Genomic DNA, 24,983 nt, shown 5'->3' on the forward strand with positions numbered 1-24,983 from the left:
TTTTCAGTCCATGTGAAACACTTCTTTCAAAGAAACCGTAACAGGTGAATTATCGGGATTCACCTCCATAATATCTGCCATATAGTCCCACCATCTCTGTACAATAGGTTCAATTCCCATCTCTTGGGAAGACTGTCCTCCCTTCGTTTTCTGAAATGCAAATAAATAGTTACTCTCTTTATCCCAATAAATAGAATAATCAAACACCCCGTTGTCAGCCAACATTTTTTTTAGTTCCGGCCAAATCTCATTATGGCGTTTTTCATACTCAGCCTCACACCCTTGTTTTAAAAACATTTTAAAAGCTTCTCTTTTCATACTAATTAAAATTTAGTTCCTAACAATCCATCAAAACGAAACAATCCGCTCTCGGACACCTCACTAATGACTTTTGTTCAAATATCCTGATAATTTCGGGAAAGAAATCCGATTCACTTATCCTGAGGAATAATCAAAAAACTGAACCCGCACGGGCCGCCTCCACCGTTTTCCAACCGCACCAAGACCTTGTTCCACCCTTGCCGGAACTGAAAAGGAGCGATATGTTCATCAATATTATACCAACTGGTCCCGTAATCGCGCCACACATCCTTACCGTTAATCCAGACCCGGCCGCTGTCATCCGTACCGATAGCCACCAGCATCGTAGTAGCCTCGTCAAAATAAAGCTCCGTATAAGCATAATAAGTAGAATGCCCGGTAGTCACAGGCGGAACATTATGCATAGATTCACTCTGCATAAATTTCCAACGAAGCGTTCCGTCAAGCTGTACCTCATCCCCGATAACCTTCAACGGGTCGGAATCCGTTTCCGCAATCCCTGTCCCTACCTGCCCGTCGGTATAAACAGCATCGAAGTCAATTGAAATTTCAGGCGGATGAACAATGGAGAAATCCTCCCGTCCAAAGCTCTCCCACGGTCCAATCATATACCACGTATTGATATAAAGCCATCCCTTGCGTTCCGCATTTCTGGAGAAACGCCGTCCGGGCAACGCTTGCGCCTTCACCATCTCTTTACTCAACTTCGAACCGGAATAAGCGCTGAACGTCCCCTTTCCGCCTCCGGGAGCTGTCACTTCTCCGGAACCTCCCATCCCCGTACCGGTTCCGTTTCCATTGCCTCCGGGACCTCCATTACCAGGTCTGCCGTCTCCCTGTCCCATACCCGCTCCGGGTTTTCCAGCCTGCCGGACCGCTCCGAATAAACCCTCCAAACGAGATTGCGCCAATCCTGCCTGCCGGGTAGCCTGTCCCAGCAACCCGCGATAATTATTCAAATCGGCAGTACTCTTTATCTGCAATCCCCCGCTGGCATTACTGCCCGCCGAGGTAGCCCATTCTTCTCCCCTCAACTGCATTCTTATCAATTCGTCAAAGCTCGGCATCCGTGAATTACCCGCCTTCAAAGAACTGTACACCTCAGGAAACGACTGCCCCTTAGACAATGACTGCTTGGCAGCGCTCACAGCCAAATGATTCTGCTGAATCTCAGCCTCATAATCACGCAACGCAGCATAAAGTTCCTCTACGGAAGCATTGGCGGGCGGGTTGCCGGCTTTGGGAACCGCCCTTGCTTTCGACGTATCATTCGCATCAGCAGGCGCCCCCCACGGCAATTTCCTTTTTTCCACCTTCGTCAACATATCATCCTTCCGCCGTCTCATTGTCTCGGCCATAGTCCGGAACTTCCTCACCTGCTCTTCCAAATTTTTCTTCACCAGGATTTCCGACTGCTTCACCAACTGCCTGGCATAATCGGCAGGCAATGTCCGTTGTGCCTGTTCCTGTTTCACCTTCTCCATCAAACTCTTCCGGGACTTCTGATTTTTCTGCTGCTTTATCTGCAATTCCACCGTTTCCTGATTTGGAGACGGCATCATCCAAATATAAAGAGCACCTCCCGCAAAACAAACCAGTGATATCACCCATGATAGGATAACCGTCAGACGGCTACTCCCTGTTGTAGTTCTCGTCATACGTCCTGATTCCTATATTAGTTAAGTTATAAAACTGGCAAGCATCCATCACCTCCACAAAACGCCCGAACGGAGTATGCCTGTCCATATCGATACGGATACGCTTTCCCGGATCGGTGATACACGTCTGCCGCAATTGTTCCATCATAAAATTGGTAGAGCAAGGTTGCCCGTCCCAATAAAAGTTACCGTCAGCATCCAATCCCACAATAGCCTGTTTGTCGTCCGGTTTCAATTTTACGGCCGATTGCGAGGTAGGCAAGTCCACAGGAATATCCCTGTTCTTCACTTTCGTCATGGTAGACACCAAAAAGAAAATGAGCAGCAAAAACACGCAGTCTATCAAAGGAGACATCGAGACTTCCGGCTCGTCTTCGTTATTAAATAATGACAATCTCATAGGCTCAATAAGGTTTGCTTCCAAGGCGTACCCGCGTATGCGTGAACCCCTGTATTTGACATTGGTCGAATATCTCTATCACCGTGCTTACCGGCACAGTGCGATAAGCCGTCACATCAATATGAGTTTCCACTCCCCGGCTGTTACGCAAATCGGAAAGAAACGCACTCAAATCTTTCACAGGCAAGTAAGCACTTTCTCCCGAATAGGCGTCATGTCCTACCACCTGATACACATTCTTCTCCTCATCCACTGCGATAATCACTGCCTCTTCGCCCGCCCGCGTAGTGGAAAGGCTCGAAGTCATCGTAGGAAGAGTCAGCGGAATCTGCATCTCCCATTTTTTCATCATCGTAGTCACCAGGAAAAAAATAAGCAACAAAAACACACAGTCTATCAAAGGAGACATCTGTACCTCCACCTTATCTTCTTCATCATAATTCAGTCTCATGCTTTTCCTCCCCGTTGTCCAAATACAATTTGGTAATCACCTCTTCCACCTCTACCTCAACCAATGAAGCCATACGCATAATACGGTTCTTGATGATAAAATACAAAGCAATGGCGGGAGCAGCTATAATCAAACCGGCAGCAGTCGTAATCAATGCCTTGGAGATAGAATCGGACAAAATAGACGCACCGCCTTCATCACCATACAAAGCGACCAGGCCGAACGCTTCAATCATACCGACAACAGTTCCCAGCAGACCAATCAACGGCGCCAGCGAAGCAATGACGGAAAGAGGATAAATACGCGCCAGATGCGTACGTATGTCACGGGCAGCCATATCACCCGCCGTTTGGCTGACAGCTTCACGTCCTGACTTCACATGTTCGAATATGAAACGCAACGAATTAGCCAACGTAGAAGGATACTTGTCACAAGCGGCAAGGGCCCCCTTCAAATCATCATTTGCCAAACACTCCTTGACGCTCTTACACAAAGGTTTGGGAGCCAGACGGCTTTGACGGGAAGTAATCAAGCGTTGGATGGCAATCACAAGAGCAATCAATCCCAACAAATACAGAGGATACATCATCGAACCGCCGGCTTTAATCTGTGCCCCCCAGTCTATCTGTACCCCTTGAGCAGCCGCGATGCTATCTGCAGCAACCTCGTCATATGTCAAGGCGTCATCACTCTCCTCCGCAGGCACAGCAGTAGCGATTTCACTAGGAAGCACCTTGGGAGCATTTTTTATATCATCCTGCGTCTTTGCCAGGAAAATCTCGTCAAACCCCGCATCACGCCTCTCCGGACAGATAAATGACATTCCGGTTAAAGTGACATTACCGAAATCTTTCCAAAGGTCGCGTGTCATCACCATCCAATGTCCCGGCTTATCACCCAGGTTCAGACCGGTCAGCCGGTTAATCAAATCTTTCGGTTCTCCGGCAATATAGGTAAAATCATATTTCTTTCCTTTCTGGTTAGCGGATTTTTCAGAAACATGGAATTTCAGCCCAATCTGTTCTCCTCCCCATTTCACCCACGCAAAAGTGATGTAACGGTATTCACCCGGTCCGGGATTCTCCCGAATGGGAATAGACAGCCCGGTTAGTTCGGCAGGGCTTTTGGAAGCGCTTACATATATATAATTTTCTGTTTTCTTGGAATATCCCCCGTCACGGACATATTTATTATCTTTTATCCATTGAGTTCCACCCGGTAATTTAGTACTGAATAATTCGTACAATCCTTTACCAGACTTTCCGTTTTCCTGTGCTGAAAGCGTATTAGCAAGCAACAGCGTCACTCCCAGGATACACACACCTAATATCCCCTTTTTCAAATCAAATTTCATTTTTGTGTAATTCATGTCTATTCTTCTTTTTTATTATTAATTCTTATAATTACATCCTGCAAATCATCTCGATAATTCACAGTGACAAAGTTCATAAAAATAATAAATAAACGGGTACTCTAATCATTCAAAAAGTTCCAAATCTCTAATATACGACTTTATATAAAGTTCGACAATCATTCAAAAAGGTTCAAAAATAAATCACACCTGAACCTCCCTTTACCAGACAATTATCTATATATCATTATATTCCAGGCATTCACCATATTACTCCGCATGTAATTTTCTCACAGATATCCGATTCCTCTCATTTCGCCTTTTTCACATTTCAGTAGCTACAATGCACGTCCATCCATCCTGATTTTTAAACCGGCATACAGCTTCACTAGATTTTCAACCGACATCAATACGACATAAACAACATCTGCCGTAGCTATAGTTATAGTATTCTCCCATTACCTTGCTTATTTCTGCCGGACGAGCAGGTGATGAATCAGCTTATACTTACGAACAAAATAAAAAACGAAGTCTTTTATACCTTTTTGAATGATTCTTGTACTTTCCTTCTTCGACAAACATATTCTATTCATATTTGAACCTTTTTGAACGAATTACAGACCTTACTTAAGCAAAAGAAGCCTACTTTTGTCAGCACAATTCAGTTATAGAACATTTTCATTTCCAATTTTATATTAATTAAACGCACAAATATGACTAATTCGTTTCTTATTATATTAAAAAATATGATGAAAAACTTTTCATTTCTTACTTTCGTTGTTGTAATCTCCTGTACCTTAACCGGGTGGACGTTCCGGAGCAATGTCAAATATCCTGCCGAAGTAGAAACTGCATTAAACAAGGCAGGCGTTAACCGTGCAGAATTAGAAAAAGCTCTCCGCTACTTTATAGAAAAAGATGACCAACAAATGCTGCAAGCCCTGTATTTCCTTATAAGTAATATGGACATTCATTACACCGAAACTTACGTACTGAAAGACACGCTAGGCAATAACATCCCCTTCCGTGAATTTGATTATCCTGACATTGCTTCGGCTGTAGCAGCTATAGACTCGATGCGTGCTTTTTATGGCGGATTGGTATTTAAGGATACAATTATAGAAGACCTAAAATCTTTGAAGGGAGAATACCTTATTGATAATGTCAATCAGGCTTTCGAGGCGTGGCGTAGCTCCCAGTTCAAAGAAATTCCTTTTGAAGACTTCTGCGAATACATCCTGCCCTATCGTGTCACGGTAGAACCCTTGGAAGCCTGGCGCGAAACGTACCGGCAGAAATACCGATGGATGACCGACAGCTTACAGAATAAGCCATTGGAGCGTGTACTTGAGTATGCCGGCATGGACTACCATTTGTGGTTCACCTCTTCTTACGGACGAAAACCACTGATTGAGGATGAACCGCTTTCCCGCCTTTCTGCCCTGCAACTGCTCTTCCGTAAACGGGGAGCATGCGAAGATATTGCTGCTCTGCAAGTATTCAGTCTCCGTTCACAAGGTATCCCTGCGGCATACGATGTAGTCCCGTGGTGGGCCACTTCGATGGGATCCCATTTTGTCAACACTGTATTCGACAAACGGATGCAGCCTGTCAGACTGGATGTAACAAACAATACCGTTGTCAATCGTAACATGAACCGTGAACCGGCGAAGGTGCTTCGTACCACTTATTCCAAGCAGCCGGATGTCCTCGCGGCCAAAGTGGGCTGGCAAGATATTCCTCCTTGTCATTTGCGTACACTCAATTATAAAGATGTTACTCCCCAATGGTGGGAATCCTCCGATGTAACTGTCGGACTGTCTCCCGATGTACCCAAAGCGGATATTGCTTATGCATACGTCTTCAATTGGGGCAGATGGCGTCCCGCATGGTGGGGCGAAGTAAGAGGCGATTCAGTCACTTTTTCCAATATGCCGAAAGGAATCGTCATTTTGCCTGTCTATTACAAACATGGGCGAGTGGTTCAAGCGGGATATCCACAAGTGCATGCCTACAACCACGAATTGCAATTGACTCCCGACACCGTTCATCGGCGTACGGTAGAAATCAAGCAACAAGACGGATACCTTATCTTCCGCCCCGGCAAGGAGTATGAACTTTTTTACTGGGACAAAGTCTGGAAATCATTAGGAACACAGATTGCTGAAGAGGGCAAAACATCCATCTTCTTCGAAAATGCTCCCGGCAATGTCCTGTTCCGGTTGATTCCGGAGTATTCCGTAGATAAGGAACGACCGTTCATCATTATGCAAGACGGGACACGGTACTGGTGGTAATTAGAATAGATTAAATTAGACAATATAATCCTATTATTAATCAATAAAAAATTTAGAAATGAAGAACTGTTATTTTTTAATTATGTTATTTCTGTTTGTTGGAATGTATTCATGTTCACAAGACGATTTTATGGACAATAGCCTTATTACCGATACATCTAGCACTTGGAAAAAACAATTAGACTACATTGTTGCAGGAGAAGGAAGTAAACTGCTAGTTTTACAAAATTTGGAATTATTGTACTATGATGTACTCACATCCCCACCTGTAAAGAACGATTATGACATTATGAATGATGATTGCTTCCCATTGTATAACGATTCAAATGATATAAATCATTTTCAATTAATGACATACCAAAATATCAAAGAGAAATATAATGAAATATCAAATATTCTTATTGATAAGAAAAAGAAAATATTAAAACGCTTCTCTCAATTGTCGGTTATTGAATTGCATTGGTCAGTTCAGGAAAGACTATTTACTACTCGATGCATTGTATGCGATACATGTGTTGTATATGATGATATTTTGTCAAACTTTAGATATGTAACAGTAAATGATAATAGAGAGCAAATGACTTATTTTCCCAGAACAAAGTCACTTGAAGAAGGTAGTTGGAGTGGTGGAGGTTCTGGTGATTCTAGTGAGTCCAAGAGCGAATGGTTTCAATATGAATATGATAGTGGAGAATATACAGCAACAGATTGGCTAGGCCAAATAAGAGCTAGGGCATCTTGCGTAGTCCGTGTAAAAGGTGAAAAGAAAGATGGGAAAATTAGTATAAAGACAAAAGATGAAAAATGTTATTTTAATGCTAAGGATGGCTTTTCTGCAACGTCAGAAGTTAAATATCTGTCTTTTGAAACTGGAGAAAATGGACATTGTGATTATAAATTTGGAGTTTTGGTCGGAAATTCCGTCGATTTGACTTTATCTTGGAATGGAAGTGGATTTACAATACCAGGTGGTGCACGTGGTAAAACTGGAGGGAAATACGTTATTCCTGAACATTTAACTATACCAATAGAAAAACCATGAATAGAAATATCAAATTATTTAAAACAAAAAAATATATATGGATTATTTTTCTAATTTCATGTATAAATAATGTTCAAGGACAAGCCTCATCTAAGCAGTTTACTACTTTATATACATACGGAGACGTCCCGGTATCCACTAAAATGTGCTTAGAAAATTTATTTTCAAATTTCACCTATTTGTTTGATAATGTTGACTGGATACAGTTGAAGTCTTACAAATATATTGGAATCGTCAAAAAAAACAAGCATTGTAAAAGAATGCTTATTCATAATTTATTAGATCTACCTAAATGGATAATATACGCAGAAGTTCCTTCGGAAAACAGTATGAAGAAGGGCAAGATATCTTTAAATATAGACAAGAAATACTGTTTAGACATAAGTTGTGCTAAGGAAATGGCTTCTTATGCAGTAAATACTCATATAGGAGATGAAATTTATGAGATAGTTTGTACAGTAAACCTTGTGCCATATACGTGCTATATCTTTATCAATCCTAAAACTCTAAAAGTATTTGATATAACTAATATGTGGGGATTTAAAATTCCATTGTCATGTATTGAACCTCAAAATCAAAGAATAAAAAATGAATAAAAAATTAAAGTATATATTGGGGTTTAGTATTTTCCAATTCATTTCCATAGTTGCAATGGGGCAAGTCAGCAAATCTGCAATAAACCACTTTCCTGTACACATCGTGCAACGAATCCACGAGGTCATTTCCATTACACCTGTCAGTGAAGTAACCCAAATGAAACTGGGCACGCACTTTATGCAGCAAGACAGTTTGGCTGCATTAGCCCTGCATCAAACAGGATTGTCCGACACACTCGGCGTCTATTTCCGCACATCAGTTGAAGAATTGCGTAGTATTCTTTCATCCCTGGAATTCAATGCCTACAAATTGAAAATGATGCCACGAAGTTCTTCACGCCTGCGAAAGGTCGTACTTCAAAAAGATGCCTTGCATCTGACTCCTAAACAAGTAGATCATTTATTGAAAGAAAGTGACTGCTTGGAACGTATGAAAGAACAAAAGAAAGAAGACATCCGCGCCATTGAACAACGTAAAGCCGACAGCATTTTGACTCATGCCAAATACCTGACTTATTATGAACTGGAGAATCAGGAAAAAACATCAAAAACTGTAAAGAAATGGCTCACAGACTTGAAAAGAAACTACTTGATGCGTGCGGATATGGACAGCGCAAAACTCTATCAGCCATTATTCCGGTTTGAAAGCGAACAACAGGCTATCATCAGCTATTGGAAAGACTATGGAGATAAGGAAAAAATAAAAGAAGCACAAGCTCATTACGAGGCTCTGAAACCTCGAGATGTGCAAAGGGTGGAAATTTATAAGCAGCTCCCGTCATGGTCCATGATTCGCGAAGTCATCCTGAAACGGGATACGCTAAGTCTGAATTTGGACGAGAACACATTGGATACATTGCTGGCAACATACAACACTTACCTGCAAGTCCGTCAACAAAAGAAGGCGAAGAAAGAAAAGTTTTCTGACAGGGGGCTGGAATGCAAGTTGATCGTCCCCATTCTTACAATGGAACGCATTGACAAATTGTTGGTTGCTAAACGAAGGATACAGGCGGAGAAAAACGCATTGAAACGAATACCGGTATTGGAAAAATATGAATTGGTCAACAATTCAAATCGGAAGGACATATTGAAAGAGTTAACCGATTATGAGTTGAAACTCGGAGTAGCACAAGAATGGGTGAACATTGAACGATCGCAAGAAAACCTATTCAAACTGTGCGATGTGAAGGATCATAAACCTGCAGTTTTGCAGGAGTTGGATAAAAAGGGAAAAGAAGGGAAAAAAGAAAACAGAGAAAACATTTTTTGAATAATAGTCTTTTGATTTTAAAGACGCGTTGTAACATTTAATTAATTATAATACATTTAAAATATGAAATTACAAAAACTTATTTGGGCAGTGGCTTTTTTTACATTATTAATAGGGCTTGGTAGTTGTAGCGAGGAGGAATATATTGAGTCTACATCTTTTACAAACGATGCTATCGGTGATATTACAGTAAAAGTTATTTCAAGTACAGATATCCCCAAAGGGATACGTCCATTAATCCTTAAAGATAAAACAGAACTGGATGAATTTATAAAAGAGATAAACAGTATAAAATTTAATGACTCCCCTTCCATCAAAGGAAATATTATAAGAATAAAAACTAGGACCGAAGGTGGTAGTAGCACTGGAGGAGGTAGTACTGGCGGCGATACTGACGATAGCGATAACACCGATGATACAGATAAAGGGCAAGCTGGATCAAAATCTTTCACTGCTGAATTGGACGCTAATGGAGAATATCAAATAATTATTGATCTTACCTACGCCCAAAAAGGTAAAGGAGATATTTCTGTTTCCAGCAAAAATTATGACACTTGGTATTTTTCTTCTTGGACTCAAGATAGTGCAGCAGCAAGTTGGTTAGGGTCTTCAAGCATCTCCTATGCAATAACAGGAACTATTAAATGGTATGCTATTTTAGAATTGCAGTGGATTGAGTTGACTCGACAATCTTTTACTATAAATGGAACTGAACAAGTATAAATTTATGAAAAATGATTTAGGCTTCATACTAGAAAATTGGGATGCTATTTCTTGCATAATATATACTTTCTCACTAATAGCAGTAGGTTTTGCAATAACTGATAAAGTCAATGTATGGAATAAGATATTGAATATCTTTATAATTCTTTCTTTCCCTATTATTGGCTGTGTTTTTTATATAATTATTAAATCATATAAAAGACGTAAAGCCAAATAGTGAATGATGAAAGTATAAATTTGGGAATATGAATATCAGTAATCCTCCCTTTCTAAGGAATTATCGAGGGCAAGCCGATGACTATTCGTTCTGACAAATGACAAGCGAAAGGTGGCGATTACGGATATTCATTAAACAGCTAAATGGATAAGTAATGATATCGGGGTCATACCCAAATATTGGAATTCGATTTTTGTTTCTTACGAATTACAAGCATTGAATAAAAATTTATAGTAAACTAAAATTCAAAAAGCAATGAAACGTCTTACATATAGCTTATTATGTGTACTCCCCATTATTAATTATTTATGGAGTATCATTTTAGATATGATGCCCAATTTGCCTTTTGATTATATTGCTCAGCAAATTAAGGAGGAACCACCCATTTACGCCACGGCGCATATAATAGGAAGTATATTACTTATTATACTCTTGTATTCGTATCTATTGGTTTGCTACATACGAATACGTCATGGAAAACCAATTAAATTAGTAACCATTTCATGGATGATGATACAGACCGCTTTACATATTACCATGTATGTCTATACGTCTTTCATAGACTACAATGACCATAGAGAATATGCTCTATATATCAATGCTTTTTGGTTTTTCCATTCTTTATTATATTTCATCCCTTTCTATTTGTTGGCATTTTATTTATTCAAGAAAATAGAATTAGTAAGCAAGAAACAGAATAAAGGTGCAATTCAATGAGTAAAACACTTATATATAAGACCCTATGGCGACTCTTGCCAATTTTGAATTATCTATTCTGTATATTTATAGATTGGATTGAATCTCTTAATAATGTAAATAGTGCTAAGCATCCACCCTTATATTGGAATGTATATGTAATTGGCAATTTATTGCTTATTATATGGCTATATCTTTATCTATGGATATGCAGTTCCCGTGATTTTACCAAACAGGCAGTTTTAATAATTACAATTGTATCAGCTTTTCTCCAAACTCTGATACATTTTGGTGTCATTGCATTTGTAACAACCACTACGTATGACCTGTATATATGTAATAACAATGCGTTTCCTATAGGTGAATTTATTTATTCAATGCTTTACTTCATGCCGTTCTATATCGTAGCGTTTGTATTGCGTGGAAAATTATTTCAGATAAAATTAAAATAAACAATATGGTACAAATAATCCCTATTATCCTAGTCCTTGCTATATATATAGTGATTCCAATAACATTGGGCTGGTATTTATTTCTTAAGAATAAAGCATCTATTCCTGAAAAGTGGATATGGATGAATTATCATTCTGATTACAAATTATATAGGTGTATTGGGATACTATATTTATGTTAGCAATAAGAAGAAATAATGAATTATCTATTGATAGCTTCGTTTTGTATATTGTGCGCGGGTACTTTATTCGTAAATACATCTGCCTTTACTGACAATCAAATTCTTCCTAAATGGCTTTTCGCATTTATAGGATTAGGAATAATAGGGCTTGTTTTTTCAGTTATGCTATTGGCTGGGAAAAAATATGCCTGCAATATGAAAGTTCTAAATGCGATGATTATCATTTTATGCGTTCTTCAGGCTGGATATGGAATCTTGCAATTTTGCAATATCTTACCTCCTTCCTCTGACACATATAAAGTGACCGGTAGTTTCGATAATCCCGCCGGATTTGCAGGATGTTTGTGTGCAGGACTACCTTTCACGGTCTATTTCTTACTTGACACAAATACTAAAAGTATACGATGGAGCAGTTGGTTTGCGATGCTTATTATCTCCATCGGTATTTTGATGTCTGAATCCCGCACAGGATTACTTTGTATTGCTATTGTCTCAATTGTTCATTTCGTTTATTACAATGTGAAAAAGCTTCATGGAAGAAAAGCTATTATAGGATTTTGTTTCAGTCTGATGCTTTTTCTTGTCAGTGCCATTCTTCTTTTCAATGTCATCTATCAATGGAAGAAAGATTCTGCAGACGGGCGACTACTGATATGGAAGTGTACATGGGAAATGATAAAAGACAAACCTATCACGGGACATGGCATCGGAGCATTCAAAGCTCACTATATGGATTATCAGGCAAAGTATTTCGAAGAGCATCCGAACAGTCAGTTTACCATGTTAGCGGACAATGTGAAGCATCCGTTCAATGAATTTCTTTCTATCGGCGTATAGTTTGGAGTAATAGGTTGGGGATGCTTGCTGGCTTTGATGATATTCTTAGTCTATTGTTATAGGCGGCATCCATCACAGGAAGGATATGTTTCTTTGTTGGCTTTAGTATCGGTCGCTGTTTTTTCCTCATTTTCTTACCCCTTCACGTATCCTTTTCCTTGGATTATTACTGTATTGGGCATTGGCGTGTTAATAGGGAAAGGTTATGGAAATCTTCGTTTCTCACAAATGAACATGATGAAGAAAGCCATTGCGATCTGTTTGCTGGTCGCAAGTGTTTTTCTGCTTTTTACTGTCGGAAACAGAATAAAGGCTGAAATGAAATGGAAAAGAATATCACGTTTATCACTCCGTGGACAAACATACAGTATGCTTCCACATTATCAACATCTGTTGGCGACTTTAGGTAAAGAACCTTACTTCTTGTACAACTATGCCGCCGAGCTTTGCATTGCCAAGCGTTATGATGATTGTCAAAAAACGGTTTCTGCCTGCCGAAAGTATTGGGCGGATTATGATTTGGAACTGTTGCAGGCTGAAGCACTGATTGGCTTAGAACAATATGAAAAGGCCAAGCACTATCTGGAGAAAGCCGCGAAGATGTGTCCCGTACGATTCGTTCCGCTTTATAGATTGCATTATGTTTATAAAAAAATGAAAAATGAAAAGGAAGCAAGCAGACTGGCACATCTCATTATAGAGAAGCCGGTGAAGGTAGACTCGGATATTGTCAGAGCTATTAAAAGAGAAATGCGTTTGTATTGTGATAAAACGAATTAATTGAAAGAAAAGGGGGTATAGATATGAAGAAGAAATAGAATGAGCTTTATAATGCCAAATTGTAGATTTGATCATCGAATTTTAAAATAATTGTTTTAACCGTCCCGCTAATAGAGACCATAATATTTTTAAATATGAGACTATTTTTTAAATATATACTTATTACTATAATAGTAAATATATCTGTAAATACTGTAGCCCAAGAGGCAAACATACAAAAAGACTCTTTTGCACCCTTACATTCCGTACCGGAATGGATAAAAACTAAAACAACGCCAGAAGAATACCAGTTATGGATGACAATGAGCAGAATATACAAGATAAATTATTCTTTTTTGAATGAAACTATATCTAAAGAAAAACGACAGAACCTTTATGATGACATAAGGGTTATTTGCGATTCTATAGAAGCAGGAAAATATGCGAAATATAAAGGTGGATTGTTCGTTGTGCAGTTAATACCACGTACTGATACAACACTCAATTGGCGAAATGAGGAAACTATTCAGATAGATGAACATATTCGGTATTGTAAGCAAAAGGCCATAATATATCAAAGTGTACAAAAAAAGACTGTATATTTGGAATGTATAGTTTGGTACATATATAATTCACTGAACAAAGAGGTATACATCATAAAATATGAAACCTCTTCTCCTTTGGCGTTCAGCCGTTTTCTCGGTAATCTTCATTTCTCGTTCTTAAAAGAGACGAATGAACTGATAGGGAGTTGCAGCGGAACATTACAATATTGCGACGAAAGACATGAATATCATGGAGAAACTTTTACTAAAACCTTTTCTCTTAAACTCTGATATAAAATGAAGATAGATTTTAATAATATGAAAAGTAGAAATGAAAAAAGATAGGAAATGAAAAGACACTCTTTATTAGGAAAGATAGTTATCACTTCTGCATTCCTAGTATTTCTGGTTAGCTGTAAGAACAGCAAACAAATAGAAAGTGTGGCCTCTAAAAAACAATTTTTGAAGGAACTTCATGAATTAGGATTTTCCATTGTTTATGGAAAAATCTCTCTTGAACCTAAAAAAGACGAAGGGGAGGATGATATCCAAAAGTTATTGGACCTATTTGGAAAAAAGAATGATAACGATTCAAAGCAAGATAAAGATACGATATGGCATAAAGCCTATGAGAAGTCAAAAGAGATTCCTTCAAAATAAATAAACTAACAACAAAAAATAATTTGAAACAATGAGTATACATCGTATTTATTTGAAACAAGTGTCATTATTCTTGGCTGTGTTGTTCCTATTTATCCATATCAATTGCACAGGAGGTCTACGACCTGAATTGCAAAAGATGTTGGAGAATTATAAAAATCACACGCCGTTTGATAGCGTAGGCGATTTGAGTCAATTGAAATTGGTAGATTATGCTTATAAAGGAACAGCTACGTCCCCAAAAGAAAAATTGGCCCTTGTAGAAGCAATCTTTTCGGATCAATCTCCTTTCAGTTTCTCAACAACTGTGTTTGAACGAGATACTGTGGTCACGAAGACCGATACCATTATTACAGAAAATCGATATCCAAAATTTGAGATCCTCTCAATGAGCAAGTTGTTGAGCACAGGTAAGGTGACAGCGGATTCTTTGTCAACTCTGAAACAAATAGCTAAACAATCAATTCTCAATGACCGAGAACCGATTGTTTATGTAGACTTAGATTGGTGCTATAAAGGAAAAATGTACCGTTCAATAGGAATCATTTCAAAATACCAAAGGCAAGAACCATATTTGTCTGATCTTATAACCACTTTCTTAAGCACCGGAAAGACTACATGGAAAAAAAACGTTAGAGAATAGTAGACTTTCGTTTTGTTGCAATTTATATGTGTAATTAAATTATAATTATTAGTATGGTATATTGGCTAGTGAATATCACTTTATTATCGGGCGTTTGGATACTCCCGTTATTTTGGGGATTTTTTCTGTTAAGAAAAAATCGTATTCCTATAGGAATGATCATTTTATGGATGTTTTTTATTCTAGCAACCAGTTATATAGGTGTGTTAGGATGTTACATTTATCTAACTTATTTGAAAGCAAATAAATGATGAACTAAAATCTATGAAGAATATAAACAAATAATCTAAGTAAAAAAATGAAAAGCGCATTATTTTGGCTATCACCTATTATAAATATATTATTAGTCAATTTACTCGAACAAATAGGTTTTAGAAATAAATATATAGTGAATATTAAAGAAAATGATAATATTTTTATAGACCTAATATCATTTCTTTCAGCATTTACCACCTTATATTTCTATCTATATTTAGTTTTTGTTAATAAGTTCAAGACACACAATACAAACGTATTACCTTGTGTTTCTCTATATTCCAGATAATTATGCCACTGATAATTATTTCTTATTATAGAATAGATATTATTTTAATAGACTTTTTATATCCGTGGTTGTATTTTATTCCATTCTATATCATTGTATATTTGCTCAAAAGATAAATACGATGAGCCCAAAGGGATGTCCACGTTAAAAGCAATTTCAGAAGGATTGGAAGCAGCCGAAATCATTCTTTCCGGAAAATAACACATACAGATTCAGAAACAATCAAATTCTCCTTCCCCTTCACAACCCGCTACCACAAGGCGATAGCGGGTGAAGGGGGCATCCTTCACCCAAGCTGTCACTCAAGTCGTCATCCAAATCAGTTCTTTCCTACCCCATTTTTACCACCCGATATACATTTCCATACTTTGTATGCTTTCGTTCAATCCCTGCCGCTATCAATATCTGCGCCAAACTTGCTGGATTCGCTCCACGCATAGCTGCAGGATTCCTCTTCTTTAAACATTGAAATATATCAGCCGCAGAAAGAAGTTCACACTCCTCCTCTCTTTCTGCCAATCGATAACAAGCACGCAGCACATCTTCCACTGGTCCTTGACGGTAAAATGCCATATTGCCCCTTTGCAATTCCTGTTCTTCTTCTTTCGTAAACCAATAACGTTGACCGGACAAGATTGCCGCTTTCAATTGTGCATAAAGTTGTTCATATTCAATCGCTTCACAATCAATAGGACGCTCTACTTCCACGCAAATAAACCTGCGGCTACCAGTCGGGTCAGTAAGCAAATCTTTCCTGTTAGACGTACCGATAAAAGAAGCAATACGAGGCAAGGGGCGGTAGTTTTTCTGATAAGCTTTGCATAGGCTCAATGAAGACATCTGCATCAGATTCTTCAATAACGGCATTTTCGACGGAGCATATTTATCAAATTCATCCAAATTGAGAAGTCCCATCTCCGCCAGTCTGCGTTCCACATTTCCCTGACTTGTCAAATCCACCTTATCCATATAATAACGCCGAAGTACAGGAGGGAGTAAAGACTTACAAAAGGTAGATTTAAAATATCCCTGTTCTGTACTAATGAGCAAGGGAGCTACACTATTCGCATGGTTGCCCATTACCCCCATCCATTGTGCCGTCATCCCCAACATCCAAATACGGAATCCTTTTTCCCACAACGGGGTTTCCGAAACCCGTCGTGCCAAGGCAGACACACGGTCCATGCCATCCCATTCCGGCAATTCATCCAGATAAAGCCTGAAAGGATGATACTCCGCAATACGGGTGGAATAAATGCAACGCGACAAATCACGGTCCCAGCAAGCAATCCCTGATTCATGCGCCTCCAGACAGATTGTATTCAATACACGCTGATTTACAGGTTGAAAACCGTTATTCGTTCTGCCTAGCAGACGGAACTCCGTCTCTTCCGTCAGCATATTATAACGGAAATCATAACGAGACTTCAAGAAATCTTCCACACCCGCCGTCAAATCTTTCATTTTGGATGAAACATCCTTTCTTTTACCTTCCCCGGCTTTTATCGGACTTACCGAAGACTCCGGCGCACACATCATCAACGCCTTGCTCTTTCCACCTTTACGACAGTGATTTACAAATTTCCGCCACAATGCCGTCAACACATTTTTCATTTTCATACTTTTTCGTTTTTAGTATTTAACAGGTGCGAATATAATATCCGGCAGATGGGATTTGCAAGCTTTTAACCTCCTCATTTTCATAAAAATAAACTTATCGTTTTATCCGGTTGTTTCTTGTTTTTCTCCTAATTAAACTTTATCTTTGATGCTGATATTTATGAGTTATCACAGTTATGATAAGATATTATCATAACTGTGATAAAATAGTTTCATTGCAATGATAATTGTTTATCATTATAATGATAAATAATAAATGTCCGGAAGAAAATCAAGAAACATCAGGAAGATAATCTATAAACATCTAAAGAAAAAAGAAAGGCCATGTCAGTAAAATTCGAATTATACAAAACTCCCATGCCGAAGGAGAGAAAAAACAAGGTGAGATACCATGCGCGCCCTATCAGTTACGAAACGGTAGACACAGAAGATTTGATTTACCGGATTCATAGCCGGTGTTCGCTGAGCCCGTCGGACATCATAGCCACGCTGGAAGAATTGAAATATGAAGTAGCCCAATGCCTCAAAGAGGGAAAGAAAGTACATATTGACGGACTGGGATACCTGCAAGTCACCCTTAGTTGCGAAGAGGAAATACGCGACCCCAAAGCCAAACGGGTGCACAAAGTCAAACTGAAAGCCGTCAAGTTCAAGGCTGACAAAGAACTTAAAGCGGAACTCTCCGACATGCATTTCCAACGTTCGAAATACAAGCCGCACTCCGCCGGGCTTTCCGAAATAGAGATAGATATGGAGCTGACGAAATACTTTGCAGAGAATCAGATTATCACCCGGAAAGACTTCCAGCATCTCTGCGGAATGACACAGATTACCGCATACCGCCACATAAAAAGACTGATTGCGGAAAAGAAACTCCAAAACAAAGGGACTACCCATCAACCTATTTACACGCCAGTGCCGGGCAATTACAGAGTTTCCACGGATGTCAAATACAAGGATAAGAAATAGGATAATTATTTGAATGAAGCCCCTGGTGAAAGAACAGCCCTTCACCTGCTATCTCCCGTCAACAAGGGATATCAGAGCAAAGGTGAAGGGCTGCTATTATATTATAACTTTCCCGGAGCTACTCACGGTCACGCCATTCCAAATCACGCGAGTAGTCACCCAAAATCATGCCGCGCCATACTTTTGAATTCGTTTCCCCGTCCAGCGTATATGCAACTCCGTCCAATTTAGAAGTCTTAAAAGCACTGGCTCCCTGGTCACGAGTAGATTCCAGAGGAAAACTGATTCCCAACCATTGAAGAAGAGCAGGCACAGGAAGTACACTCTCCATCATTCTCCCTTCATTTTCCATTGTCTGATAGCAAGTATTGCATAAAGTCGTGTATTTCATCTCACTTAGAAGAACCTGTTGCTGCTTCTCCACATTTTTGCCGTTTTCATTTACAGTTTCCACTGTACAGATTTGAAGTCCTTCCGTAGGCAATTCCCGTTCTACCCGGTTACCTTCTTCATCCAATACGTATTTTTTCACTTTCTTTACCTGGTTTTTCACGATTGTAACAGGATTGCCGAGTTCGTCTACCGTCTCTTCCAACTGCCCCTTATAGAATTTCCAATAACCTATCAGGTTCGGATGTTCTTCTGCCGACAAATTCAACCGGTTACTATACGCTTTTACCTCATCGTCCGTCATGGTCTTGTTCCATATCCGTAATTCCAGAATGTAACGTCCCGCATTTCTTAATTTGTTGCTAAGTACCAAATTCGTATTATCAATGCAGTCGGCGGTCTTTTTGTCAATGTCGGTATCCGTGACTTTCTTTGACGAGGTCTTCCTCAATCCGTCATAATAGGTATAACTGGCGAGTTTGCCCCTTACCCGATATTCTTTTTTCCGGCTTGCCGGAGTCACATTCCCCCACTCGTCTTCTTTCTCGTCGACCGTCACCTCATTCTGGAACAATTCCGAATCATAAAATTTCATGGTAGACGTCAACGTATGAATCATCGGATTAAGGAAGTTCGACCATTGGACATTCGAAGTTCCGTCATCCACTCCCCAGAAGTTGCCGGTAGCCGATGCATAAGTATGGTCGGTCCTCATTTTCCAGGATGACTTAGAAAGGAATTCCAGTCCGTCCTGGTTGGAAGGTACATAACTGCAACTCGCAGAAGGACGGGCCGCCATGATATATTCCACTGTCATCCCATTATTCAATGTATCAATCGAATAAATCTGGCGCATGGTTTTCACTCCTTTCAAGTCAGAAGTCCGGGTGATGGAATCAACGACAATTCCCTTATATGATTTATCGAACCATAATACCTCATCTTCTATCAATCCCGGATTCATTTCCTTGGATACTGAAAAATGCTCGTAATGGAAAATACCGAACATATTACGTTCTTCCAGGCTGTTTCCGCCATATTGCCCGTCGGCCGTGCCTCCGTGGTTGGAAGTAATGATAATCAGCCAGTCCTCATAATAATAATTAGTCCGCGCCCTGACTGCCTCAAGCAACTGCCCGATATAACCATCCATTTTTTTCATCGCTTCTTTATAGCCGCCATTGCTTTCATTCCACCCTCCGCCACTGACCGCAGCATCCAGCACGCCGCGGAAAGAGAGATAGATGACACGGTTACTTTCTTCGTCAATCTGTTGCAGCGCAGTTGCCAGCGTCTCCTCGTCGGAAGCGGTGGTGACATTAGTCGTAGCTTTATCCAACAACTTCTCATTCTGTATCTTCCACGGCGTAACAGCCAACGTATGCATGGATTTGTCATAATCGGTAATATACTGGAAGAAGCCGGGATATGCCTTGATGGACTCATCAAAATCCGGGTCAAAAATCTGGTTGGTGAGATAGTCGTTATCCTGGATGCCGTGACGCATCGGAATGTTCCCCGTCAACATCGACGCACAGGCAACCGCATTCTCTTCTCCGGCCGACGGACGATAATTGTCATCTTTATGCTCTGCCTCCAATCCGCTCCAGGCGTAATAGCTATGGGACAACAATCCTTTCACGGTTCCGTCATCCGGAAATGCATTTTTCGCCAAATCCCCTCCGCCTGCACCTTCCAGATTAATCCAAAGGACATAATTCTTCGTTTCAGCACGGCCTCCCACGTCGTCAAGTCCTTCTTCTACCGATATAGGCGTATCATACTTAGTGCATGCGGGCAGCAGGTTCCCCAACAACATTGCCAGAAAAACCCATTTCGTTATCATTCGTGTCTTCATCTCTGTCTTCATTTTAATAATAATAGGTTCCAAATTCTGCGATTTTCTGTATTCTGTCCAACTCTTTATTGGCCTTTTCCGGACGGTTCGGCTTCTCCTCTACAGGAAATCCCGCCGGCCGGTCTTTAGCCACATGGCTCACACGGTCAAACCGCAAACGTATGCCGCGTACACCGGATATCGTGGAGGGAAGATCGATATAAAACAGGTTCTTACGGTCAGGCCAATACTGTTTCTGTCCCACATATTCCAAATCCCGGTCCGAATCATAGATTGTTGTCCATCCGGAAGTTTCCATTTGCGGATAATTGACAAAAACGGAATCCACATCATTATATTCCAGAGAAGCAGAAGTAACTTCCACTATCACATGCTTAGGCGTAAATGTAAAATTGTCGTAATTTTTCCAGTCTTTATTATAAATGCCTTCTTCTTTCGAATCCCCGAAACCGAAATACACGCCGTCTATATCGAGACTTGCCGTACCTGGCTTGATAACCACCGTATAGGGGAACCGGGGAGTAGTAGCTTTATAGTAAAGGCTGTCTTTCTTATAAGGGAAATGCTCTTCGCCGTCATCGGTCTTATAAGATTTGTAATCATCATGATAAGATATCCACATCGTGGAAATATCACCGTCAAACAGATTGAAAGGCGTTCCGTCCTTTGCCGCCGGACTGAAAGTCTTATTTTCATCAAGATATTTATAATTTCCGGACTTTAAGCCGTCGCCTTCCCCTGAATAAGCGGCCGCTTCCCACCCTTTACGAACATGCAGGAACGGAGTTTTACCGGAATGCGTATAAAACACCTTGCCGTCATAATCGTCTACCTCGTTATATGCCAACGGATTATACTTCCATATCTGTTTTTCCAAATGAGCCTTTTCTATCGATTTATTTTTCACATCGTCTGACACCGTTAATCCCCAACGGTCAAAAACCGGCATAAAATCCCGGTCGAAATATTCAGTCAATGCGGTAAGAAGGGCATCCGTCATACTCAGCCGATTTACAACACTTTTCTGACTTTCCTCCGCCAAAAAGCGATTAAAATAGCCAAAAAACTTCCAGCCGTCTTTCTTCGTCCCCGAAGCGTCGGCCTCTTGTTGTTCATAACCGATAATGGAAGAAAACAAAGCAAACAAGGCTTGCGAGAAAGCAGGATCGTTTTTTGTCGGGATTTCCGACATTTTCATTTTAGCATCCGGGTTATAAACCTTACAGGAATCCTGAGATGCAAACCGGATAGCCTCATCAAAACCAGCCTCCTCCATCACGTAAATGGAAGAGAAATTCATTACATAAGATGCTCCCCATCCCGTAACTTTATAAGAAGGAACCTGTTTGTTGGCCCCGGACATCCACTTATTTTTATACAGGAAATAAAAATTGGGCAATACTTTATAAATGGTAGAAAAACTATTCGGAGTATTTTCCCCCGAAGGGACATAAGACTGCTCATACATCTCCAGGAACAGCCATCCAATCACATGAACGGTATATTCATCACCGGACTTCACCCGTTCGGGGTCAGTAATCACATCAAACATTTCCTGCGAAGACAGCAATTCGATATTGGTATTGTTATAGTATGAATACCGTTCGGTGATAAGATGCACGTCCATCACCGCCCGCAAAGGGAATCCCAGTTTCGGGAAATTGCTGTCCGCCCCGTCCAGGCCGTAGAACTGGTTATAACACTCTACCCAATCGTCCCACAAATCCAGGGCTTCTTTCATCTTATTAACAAATGCGATTCCTTCCGATTCCACTTTTAACTTCAGGAGATTGAGGGGTACGGAGAAAGCGATGTTCGTACCTCTTAATTCTATCCAAGGAACCGTTGTCTTTTTTATTTTTTCCATCCATTCGCCCGGCTCCGTTTCATCCAGCACGAAATCCGGGGCCTCATAGACGTTTTGTATCCTTAGGGTTACCGTCTGCCCGTCTGCTTCACCATTTCCGGAACGTTTAATCCAGAGATATCCTCCATAAGGGTTGCGCAACTCATTAATGCCTTTAAAAAGCGGGACCATCGTCGTAACTTTCGGGTCACGTTCCAAATACGTGTTTCCCGACAAATCGGACAAATCAGTAGTATGTATTCCTATCTGCGCCGTCAGCCCTTTTATATCATCATCCAGGACAATCGTCACTTTCTCGCCCGCACCCGCATACAGTCCTGTACTATAGATGGGAGAAGGAGTAATTTTTAAGTTTACGCTGGATGCGTCTACCGAAAGGCGCGACATCTCTACGGGAAACATTACTTCCGCTTTACGTTCCTCCGTCAACGTATCTACCAAACCGGGAAATATACGCGCACGGCTGTAAAGGCTGACGTCAATTCCTTCTCCTTCATAATAATCGCCTCCCGTCTCCTCTACATAATCATCGGTAGCCGAAACAATTCCTTCGAAGTCTTTATCTTCACATGCGACTGCCCCCCATGCCAATCCGGCAACAAAGAGCATATAAATCAATTTCTTTTTCATCGTAATCAAAAATTAAGGCGTTTCAGTTATTCTCGTTCGAAAAGTTTTTATAGGTAAATTCCCATGCCTTTCCTTCCATATTCCAATCCCACTGTACAAACTTTCCCAGCCACAAGAATATCTGACGGGAGATATCTACCGTATTGAATGTCTTACTGTAATAATTGGGGTCTGCATCAGGTGAAGGATGGAGGGCAGGCGACTGTTCATTGCCGGAAGTCCAGGCGCCATAAGAGCCACGGTCTATTATAAAATCATCCGACTCGTCATCTAACGCTCCTTTCGCATAGTTTTTCATTACTTTCCCCATCATCTCGTCTTCCAAATCACACGGCCAATAACCGACCAGATGTTCCCAAAGTATAAAATCCTCACCCAACTTATGCAAATTAGGAATACCCGCGGACGACTTTACTTCTTCCGCTGTCAACGCTTTGTCATAAAGCTGTAGGTTGGATACATAAAAGTAATTCTTGAACGACACGTTTTTCGTATTCCTCTGCGTTTTTTGTGACTCTGCATCCTCTGTTTCCCCGATACGCAACGGCGCCGTCGTAGAAGGATAGGATGAATTCTGGGCATTGTACTTTTTCATGTCGCTGTTGCTATAATCCGTCTTATTGTTCTCTTCTCCGTCCAAATAAAAGATAATCTGGGTCCGTCCGCTTTTATCCGGATGGGGGGCAAGCGTCACCGTAAGCACATGCCATTGTGCCCAGTCTAGATTGAGCTTGTCCTCATTTTGCGTCTGTAACAGCCAGCGTTTACCGCCGGAACCGAAACAGATGCGCCGTCCGCTGTTGTCGCTATTAAAATGGAAAAACCAGCCGCTCCCTATTTTTGAGTTCTCATTCATGTTGGCGCTTTTCGACAAGATTACATATTTCCTGTTGTCTTGACTGACGCTCGATTTCAGAAAGAACTGAATCGTAATCGGGACTATCTTTCCTTCCTCGTCAAAACGCAATTCACCCGTTTCCGTATTCCCCAACCGGGCGGACTTTACGTAAGTTGTCGGATTATCCACCTTATAGTCATAAGCATACATAGGCGTATTGTATGAATAGGACAAATCCATGTCTCCGGGAGCGACCTGGACTTCCGGCATCAGATTCACGTTATATATCATCGTGAAAGTATTCCTTGTCCGGTCCTTATAATGCGTATCCGGTCTTTCTTCCGTCTCATAGACCCAGTATCCGCCATAATTGGAGGTGACTACAATCATCCAGTTTTCAGCCGCATAATTAGGACGGCTCTTCAACGCATCCCATATTTCACCGATATAACCGTCTAACGTCCGGATGGCTTCTTTTACGGAATTGGCTGGTTCCGCCGTTTCCGTATAATCCGTATAATATGTTCCGTCAACACCTCCCGCCGCTTCAACGACTCCTTTAAACTGCGCCACAATCAAATCCGGGACAACTGAAAGCTGCAACTCTTCCAGCACCCGCTCTTTCACCTCCATGTCCGTATTCACATCTTCCGGAGCATTTATCTTTTCCGAAGCAAAAGTCTGCCGGAAAACGTCGTTTGCCGCATACATGCTGACGGCAGCCCCCGAATCGGCCAGACGGGATGCAAAATTCTCCATAAACCCTTTCGATTCCAGTTCTTCATCCGACTTGATGCCGTGGGTGGTGTTGCCGACCATCAAATTTGCCCAACCGCGGCCATTAGTCAGTTGTTCGTCCTCTTCTTCCCTTATGCGGAGAGTCCCGTCTCCCAATCCGGCATCGGTGTACATGGCATGGGAAATCATAGCTTTCAAATTCGGCGCCATATTGGCATTCCGGACCGTCTGAACCGACTTGCCCGCCGCACCGTCCATCACCACCAGCATCACATGGTTTGACTTATAGTGTGAACCCGACTCCGGATAATCATATTTCAAAGAATCCTCTATCGTATCATTACATGCCGTCATTGCAAACACCAGCATCGTAACGGCACAGCCTTTCAGCAAACCTTTCCCGATTTTATCATATCCTGTTTTCAT

The 24,983-nt window shown here is 40.7% G+C and carries 21 protein-coding genes; 11 read left to right on the plus strand and 10 right to left on the minus strand.

What is annotated here, in order from left to right; translation table 11 throughout:
- Positions 1-3: 3 nt before the first annotated feature.
- From rhaM to Q5076_RS03530, 6 genes are all read right to left on the minus strand, one after another.
- Positions 4-318 (minus strand): L-rhamnose mutarotase, encoded by a 315-nt coding sequence (rhaM, locus tag Q5076_RS03505; protein WP_303010863.1) that lies wholly within the window; start codon positions 316-318, stop codon positions 4-6.
- Positions 319-431: 113 nt separating this feature from the next.
- Positions 432-1,979, minus strand: a complete 1,548-nt coding sequence (locus Q5076_RS03510) for an OmpH family outer membrane protein (RefSeq protein ID WP_303010865.1) — start codon at positions 1,977-1,979, stop codon at positions 432-434.
- Positions 1,954-2,379, minus strand: a complete 426-nt coding sequence (locus Q5076_RS03515; protein ID WP_004307631.1) for a biopolymer transporter ExbD — start codon at positions 2,377-2,379, stop codon at positions 1,954-1,956. The genes Q5076_RS03510 and Q5076_RS03515 overlap by 26 nt, the downstream gene beginning before the upstream one ends.
- Before the next feature lie 4 nt (positions 2,380-2,383).
- On the minus strand, positions 2,384-2,830 hold the full coding sequence (locus tag Q5076_RS03520) for a biopolymer transporter ExbD (RefSeq protein ID WP_303010866.1): 447 nt from the start codon (positions 2,828-2,830) through the stop codon (positions 2,384-2,386).
- Positions 2,814-4,199, minus strand: coding sequence for a MotA/TolQ/ExbB proton channel family protein (locus Q5076_RS03525; protein WP_303010867.1), 1,386 nt, complete (start codon positions 4,197-4,199; stop codon positions 2,814-2,816). The genes Q5076_RS03520 and Q5076_RS03525 overlap by 17 nt, the downstream gene beginning before the upstream one ends.
- Before the next feature lie 449 nt (positions 4,200-4,648).
- On the minus strand, positions 4,649-4,774 hold the full coding sequence (locus Q5076_RS03530; RefSeq protein WP_303010869.1) for a hypothetical protein: 126 nt from the start codon (positions 4,772-4,774) through the stop codon (positions 4,649-4,651).
- A 153-nt stretch (positions 4,775-4,927) separates the two neighbouring features.
- Here Q5076_RS03530 and Q5076_RS03535 point away from each other — a divergent pair, with 153 nt between their 5' ends.
- The 10 genes from Q5076_RS03535 to Q5076_RS03580 all read left to right on the plus strand — a co-directional run bounded on the left by Q5076_RS03535 (position 4,928) and on the right by Q5076_RS03580 (position 15,103).
- Positions 4,928-6,478: a transglutaminase domain-containing protein gene (locus Q5076_RS03535; protein WP_303010870.1), complete on the plus strand. Its 1,551-nt coding sequence runs from the start codon at positions 4,928-4,930 to the stop codon at positions 6,476-6,478.
- Positions 6,479-6,536: 58 nt separating this feature from the next.
- Positions 6,537-7,520 carry a hypothetical protein gene (locus Q5076_RS03540; protein WP_303010871.1) on the plus strand — a complete coding sequence of 328 codons (984 nt, stop codon included), beginning with the start codon at positions 6,537-6,539 and terminating at the stop codon, positions 7,518-7,520.
- The gene (locus Q5076_RS03545) at positions 7,517-8,116 is read left to right on the plus strand and encodes a hypothetical protein (protein ID WP_303010872.1); all 600 of its coding nucleotides are present in this window, start codon (positions 7,517-7,519) and stop codon (positions 8,114-8,116) included. The genes Q5076_RS03540 and Q5076_RS03545 overlap by 4 nt, the downstream gene beginning before the upstream one ends.
- Positions 8,109-9,389, plus strand: coding sequence for a hypothetical protein (locus tag Q5076_RS03550; RefSeq protein WP_303010873.1), 1,281 nt, complete (start codon positions 8,109-8,111; stop codon positions 9,387-9,389). The genes Q5076_RS03545 and Q5076_RS03550 overlap by 8 nt, the downstream gene beginning before the upstream one ends.
- A 63-nt stretch (positions 9,390-9,452) precedes the next feature.
- Complete coding sequence (locus tag Q5076_RS03555; protein ID WP_303010874.1) at positions 9,453-10,112, plus strand: hypothetical protein; 660 nt, start codon at positions 9,453-9,455, stop codon at positions 10,110-10,112.
- A gap of 1,742 nt (positions 10,113-11,854) precedes the next feature.
- Positions 11,855-12,496: an O-antigen ligase gene (locus Q5076_RS03560; RefSeq protein ID WP_303010876.1), complete on the plus strand. Its 642-nt coding sequence runs from the start codon at positions 11,855-11,857 to the stop codon at positions 12,494-12,496.
- Between the two features lie 234 nt (positions 12,497-12,730).
- Entirely contained in the window at positions 12,731-13,276 is a 546-nt protein-coding gene (locus tag Q5076_RS03565; protein ID WP_303010877.1) for a hypothetical protein, read from the plus strand.
- Positions 13,277-13,410: 134 nt separating this feature from the next.
- Positions 13,411-14,091, plus strand: coding sequence for a hypothetical protein (locus tag Q5076_RS03570; RefSeq protein WP_303010878.1), 681 nt, complete (start codon positions 13,411-13,413; stop codon positions 14,089-14,091).
- 57 nt (positions 14,092-14,148) lie between these two features.
- Complete coding sequence (locus tag Q5076_RS03575; RefSeq protein ID WP_303010879.1) at positions 14,149-14,460, plus strand: hypothetical protein; 312 nt, start codon at positions 14,149-14,151, stop codon at positions 14,458-14,460.
- 31 nt (positions 14,461-14,491) lie between these two features.
- Entirely contained in the window at positions 14,492-15,103 is a 612-nt protein-coding gene (locus Q5076_RS03580; protein ID WP_303010880.1) for a hypothetical protein, read from the plus strand.
- An 874-nt stretch (positions 15,104-15,977) separates the two neighbouring features.
- Here the strand turns inward: Q5076_RS03580 and Q5076_RS03585 are convergent.
- Positions 15,978-17,267, minus strand: a complete 1,290-nt coding sequence (locus Q5076_RS03585; protein ID WP_303010881.1) for a VapE domain-containing protein — start codon at positions 17,265-17,267, stop codon at positions 15,978-15,980.
- 324 nt (positions 17,268-17,591) lie between these two features.
- On the opposite strand from Q5076_RS03585, the gene Q5076_RS03590 reads away from it, so the two are divergent.
- On the plus strand, positions 17,592-18,236 hold the full coding sequence (locus Q5076_RS03590; protein WP_303010882.1) for an HU family DNA-binding protein: 645 nt from the start codon (positions 17,592-17,594) through the stop codon (positions 18,234-18,236).
- Between the two features lie 118 nt (positions 18,237-18,354).
- Here Q5076_RS03590 and Q5076_RS03595 read toward each other — a convergent pair whose 3' ends face one another.
- Genes Q5076_RS03595 through Q5076_RS03605 form a run of 3 tightly spaced genes read right to left on the minus strand, consistent with a single transcriptional unit; the run spans position 18,355 to position 24,983 of the window.
- Positions 18,355-20,484 (minus strand): alkaline phosphatase family protein, encoded by a 2,130-nt coding sequence (locus tag Q5076_RS03595; protein WP_303010883.1) that lies wholly within the window; start codon positions 20,482-20,484, stop codon positions 18,355-18,357.
- Between the two features lie 13 nt (positions 20,485-20,497).
- Positions 20,498-22,981, minus strand: a complete 2,484-nt coding sequence (locus Q5076_RS03600; protein ID WP_303010885.1) for a M60 family peptidase N-terminal accessory domain-containing protein — start codon at positions 22,979-22,981, stop codon at positions 20,498-20,500.
- A 22-nt stretch (positions 22,982-23,003) separates the two neighbouring features.
- Complete coding sequence (locus Q5076_RS03605; protein ID WP_303010886.1) at positions 23,004-24,983, minus strand: LamG-like jellyroll fold domain-containing protein; 1,980 nt, start codon at positions 24,981-24,983, stop codon at positions 23,004-23,006.

The sequence above is a fragment of the uncultured Bacteroides sp. genome (genome assembly GCF_958445495.1).
In the GTDB taxonomy this organism is placed as follows: domain Bacteria; phylum Bacteroidota; class Bacteroidia; order Bacteroidales; family Bacteroidaceae; genus Bacteroides.

What these genes read in the sequence shown, in the direction of transcription:
- rhaM (WP_303010863.1), bottom strand. Translation starts at nt 318, where the DNA reads ATGAAAAGAGAAGCTTTTAAAATGTTTTTAAAACAAGGGTGTGAGGCT.
- Q5076_RS03510 (WP_303010865.1), bottom strand. Translation starts at nt 1,979, where the DNA reads ATGACGAGAACTACAACAGGGAGTAGCCGTCTGACGGTTATCCTATCA.
- Q5076_RS03515 (WP_004307631.1), bottom strand. Translation starts at nt 2,379, where the DNA reads ATGAGATTGTCATTATTTAATAACGAAGACGAGCCGGAAGTCTCGATG.
- Q5076_RS03520 (WP_303010866.1), bottom strand. Translation starts at nt 2,830, where the DNA reads ATGAGACTGAATTATGATGAAGAAGATAAGGTGGAGGTACAGATGTCT.
- Q5076_RS03525 (WP_303010867.1), bottom strand. Translation starts at nt 4,199, where the DNA reads ATGAATTACACAAAAATGAAATTTGATTTGAAAAAGGGGATATTAGGT.
- Q5076_RS03530 (WP_303010869.1), bottom strand. Translation starts at nt 4,774, where the DNA reads ATGAATAGAATATGTTTGTCGAAGAAGGAAAGTACAAGAATCATTCAA.
- Q5076_RS03535 (WP_303010870.1), top strand. Translation starts at nt 4,928, where the DNA reads ATGATGAAAAACTTTTCATTTCTTACTTTCGTTGTTGTAATCTCCTGT.
- Q5076_RS03540 (WP_303010871.1), top strand. Translation starts at nt 6,537, where the DNA reads ATGAAGAACTGTTATTTTTTAATTATGTTATTTCTGTTTGTTGGAATG.
- Q5076_RS03545 (WP_303010872.1), top strand. Translation starts at nt 7,517, where the DNA reads ATGAATAGAAATATCAAATTATTTAAAACAAAAAAATATATATGGATT.
- Q5076_RS03550 (WP_303010873.1), top strand. Translation starts at nt 8,109, where the DNA reads ATGAATAAAAAATTAAAGTATATATTGGGGTTTAGTATTTTCCAATTC.
- Q5076_RS03555 (WP_303010874.1), top strand. Translation starts at nt 9,453, where the DNA reads ATGAAATTACAAAAACTTATTTGGGCAGTGGCTTTTTTTACATTATTA.
- Q5076_RS03560 (WP_303010876.1), top strand. Translation starts at nt 11,855, where the DNA reads ATGAAAGTTCTAAATGCGATGATTATCATTTTATGCGTTCTTCAGGCT.
- Q5076_RS03565 (WP_303010877.1), top strand. Translation starts at nt 12,731, where the DNA reads ATGATGAAGAAAGCCATTGCGATCTGTTTGCTGGTCGCAAGTGTTTTT.
- Q5076_RS03570 (WP_303010878.1), top strand. Translation starts at nt 13,411, where the DNA reads ATGAGACTATTTTTTAAATATATACTTATTACTATAATAGTAAATATA.
- Q5076_RS03575 (WP_303010879.1), top strand. Translation starts at nt 14,149, where the DNA reads ATGAAAAGACACTCTTTATTAGGAAAGATAGTTATCACTTCTGCATTC.
- Q5076_RS03580 (WP_303010880.1), top strand. Translation starts at nt 14,492, where the DNA reads ATGAGTATACATCGTATTTATTTGAAACAAGTGTCATTATTCTTGGCT.
- Q5076_RS03585 (WP_303010881.1), bottom strand. Translation starts at nt 17,267, where the DNA reads ATGAAAATGAAAAATGTGTTGACGGCATTGTGGCGGAAATTTGTAAAT.
- Q5076_RS03590 (WP_303010882.1), top strand. Translation starts at nt 17,592, where the DNA reads ATGTCAGTAAAATTCGAATTATACAAAACTCCCATGCCGAAGGAGAGA.
- Q5076_RS03595 (WP_303010883.1), bottom strand. Translation starts at nt 20,484, where the DNA reads ATGAAGACACGAATGATAACGAAATGGGTTTTTCTGGCAATGTTGTTG.
- Q5076_RS03600 (WP_303010885.1), bottom strand. Translation starts at nt 22,981, where the DNA reads ATGAAAAAGAAATTGATTTATATGCTCTTTGTTGCCGGATTGGCATGG.
- Q5076_RS03605 (WP_303010886.1), bottom strand. Translation starts at nt 24,983, where the DNA reads ATGAAAACAGGATATGATAAAATCGGGAAAGGTTTGCTGAAAGGCTGT.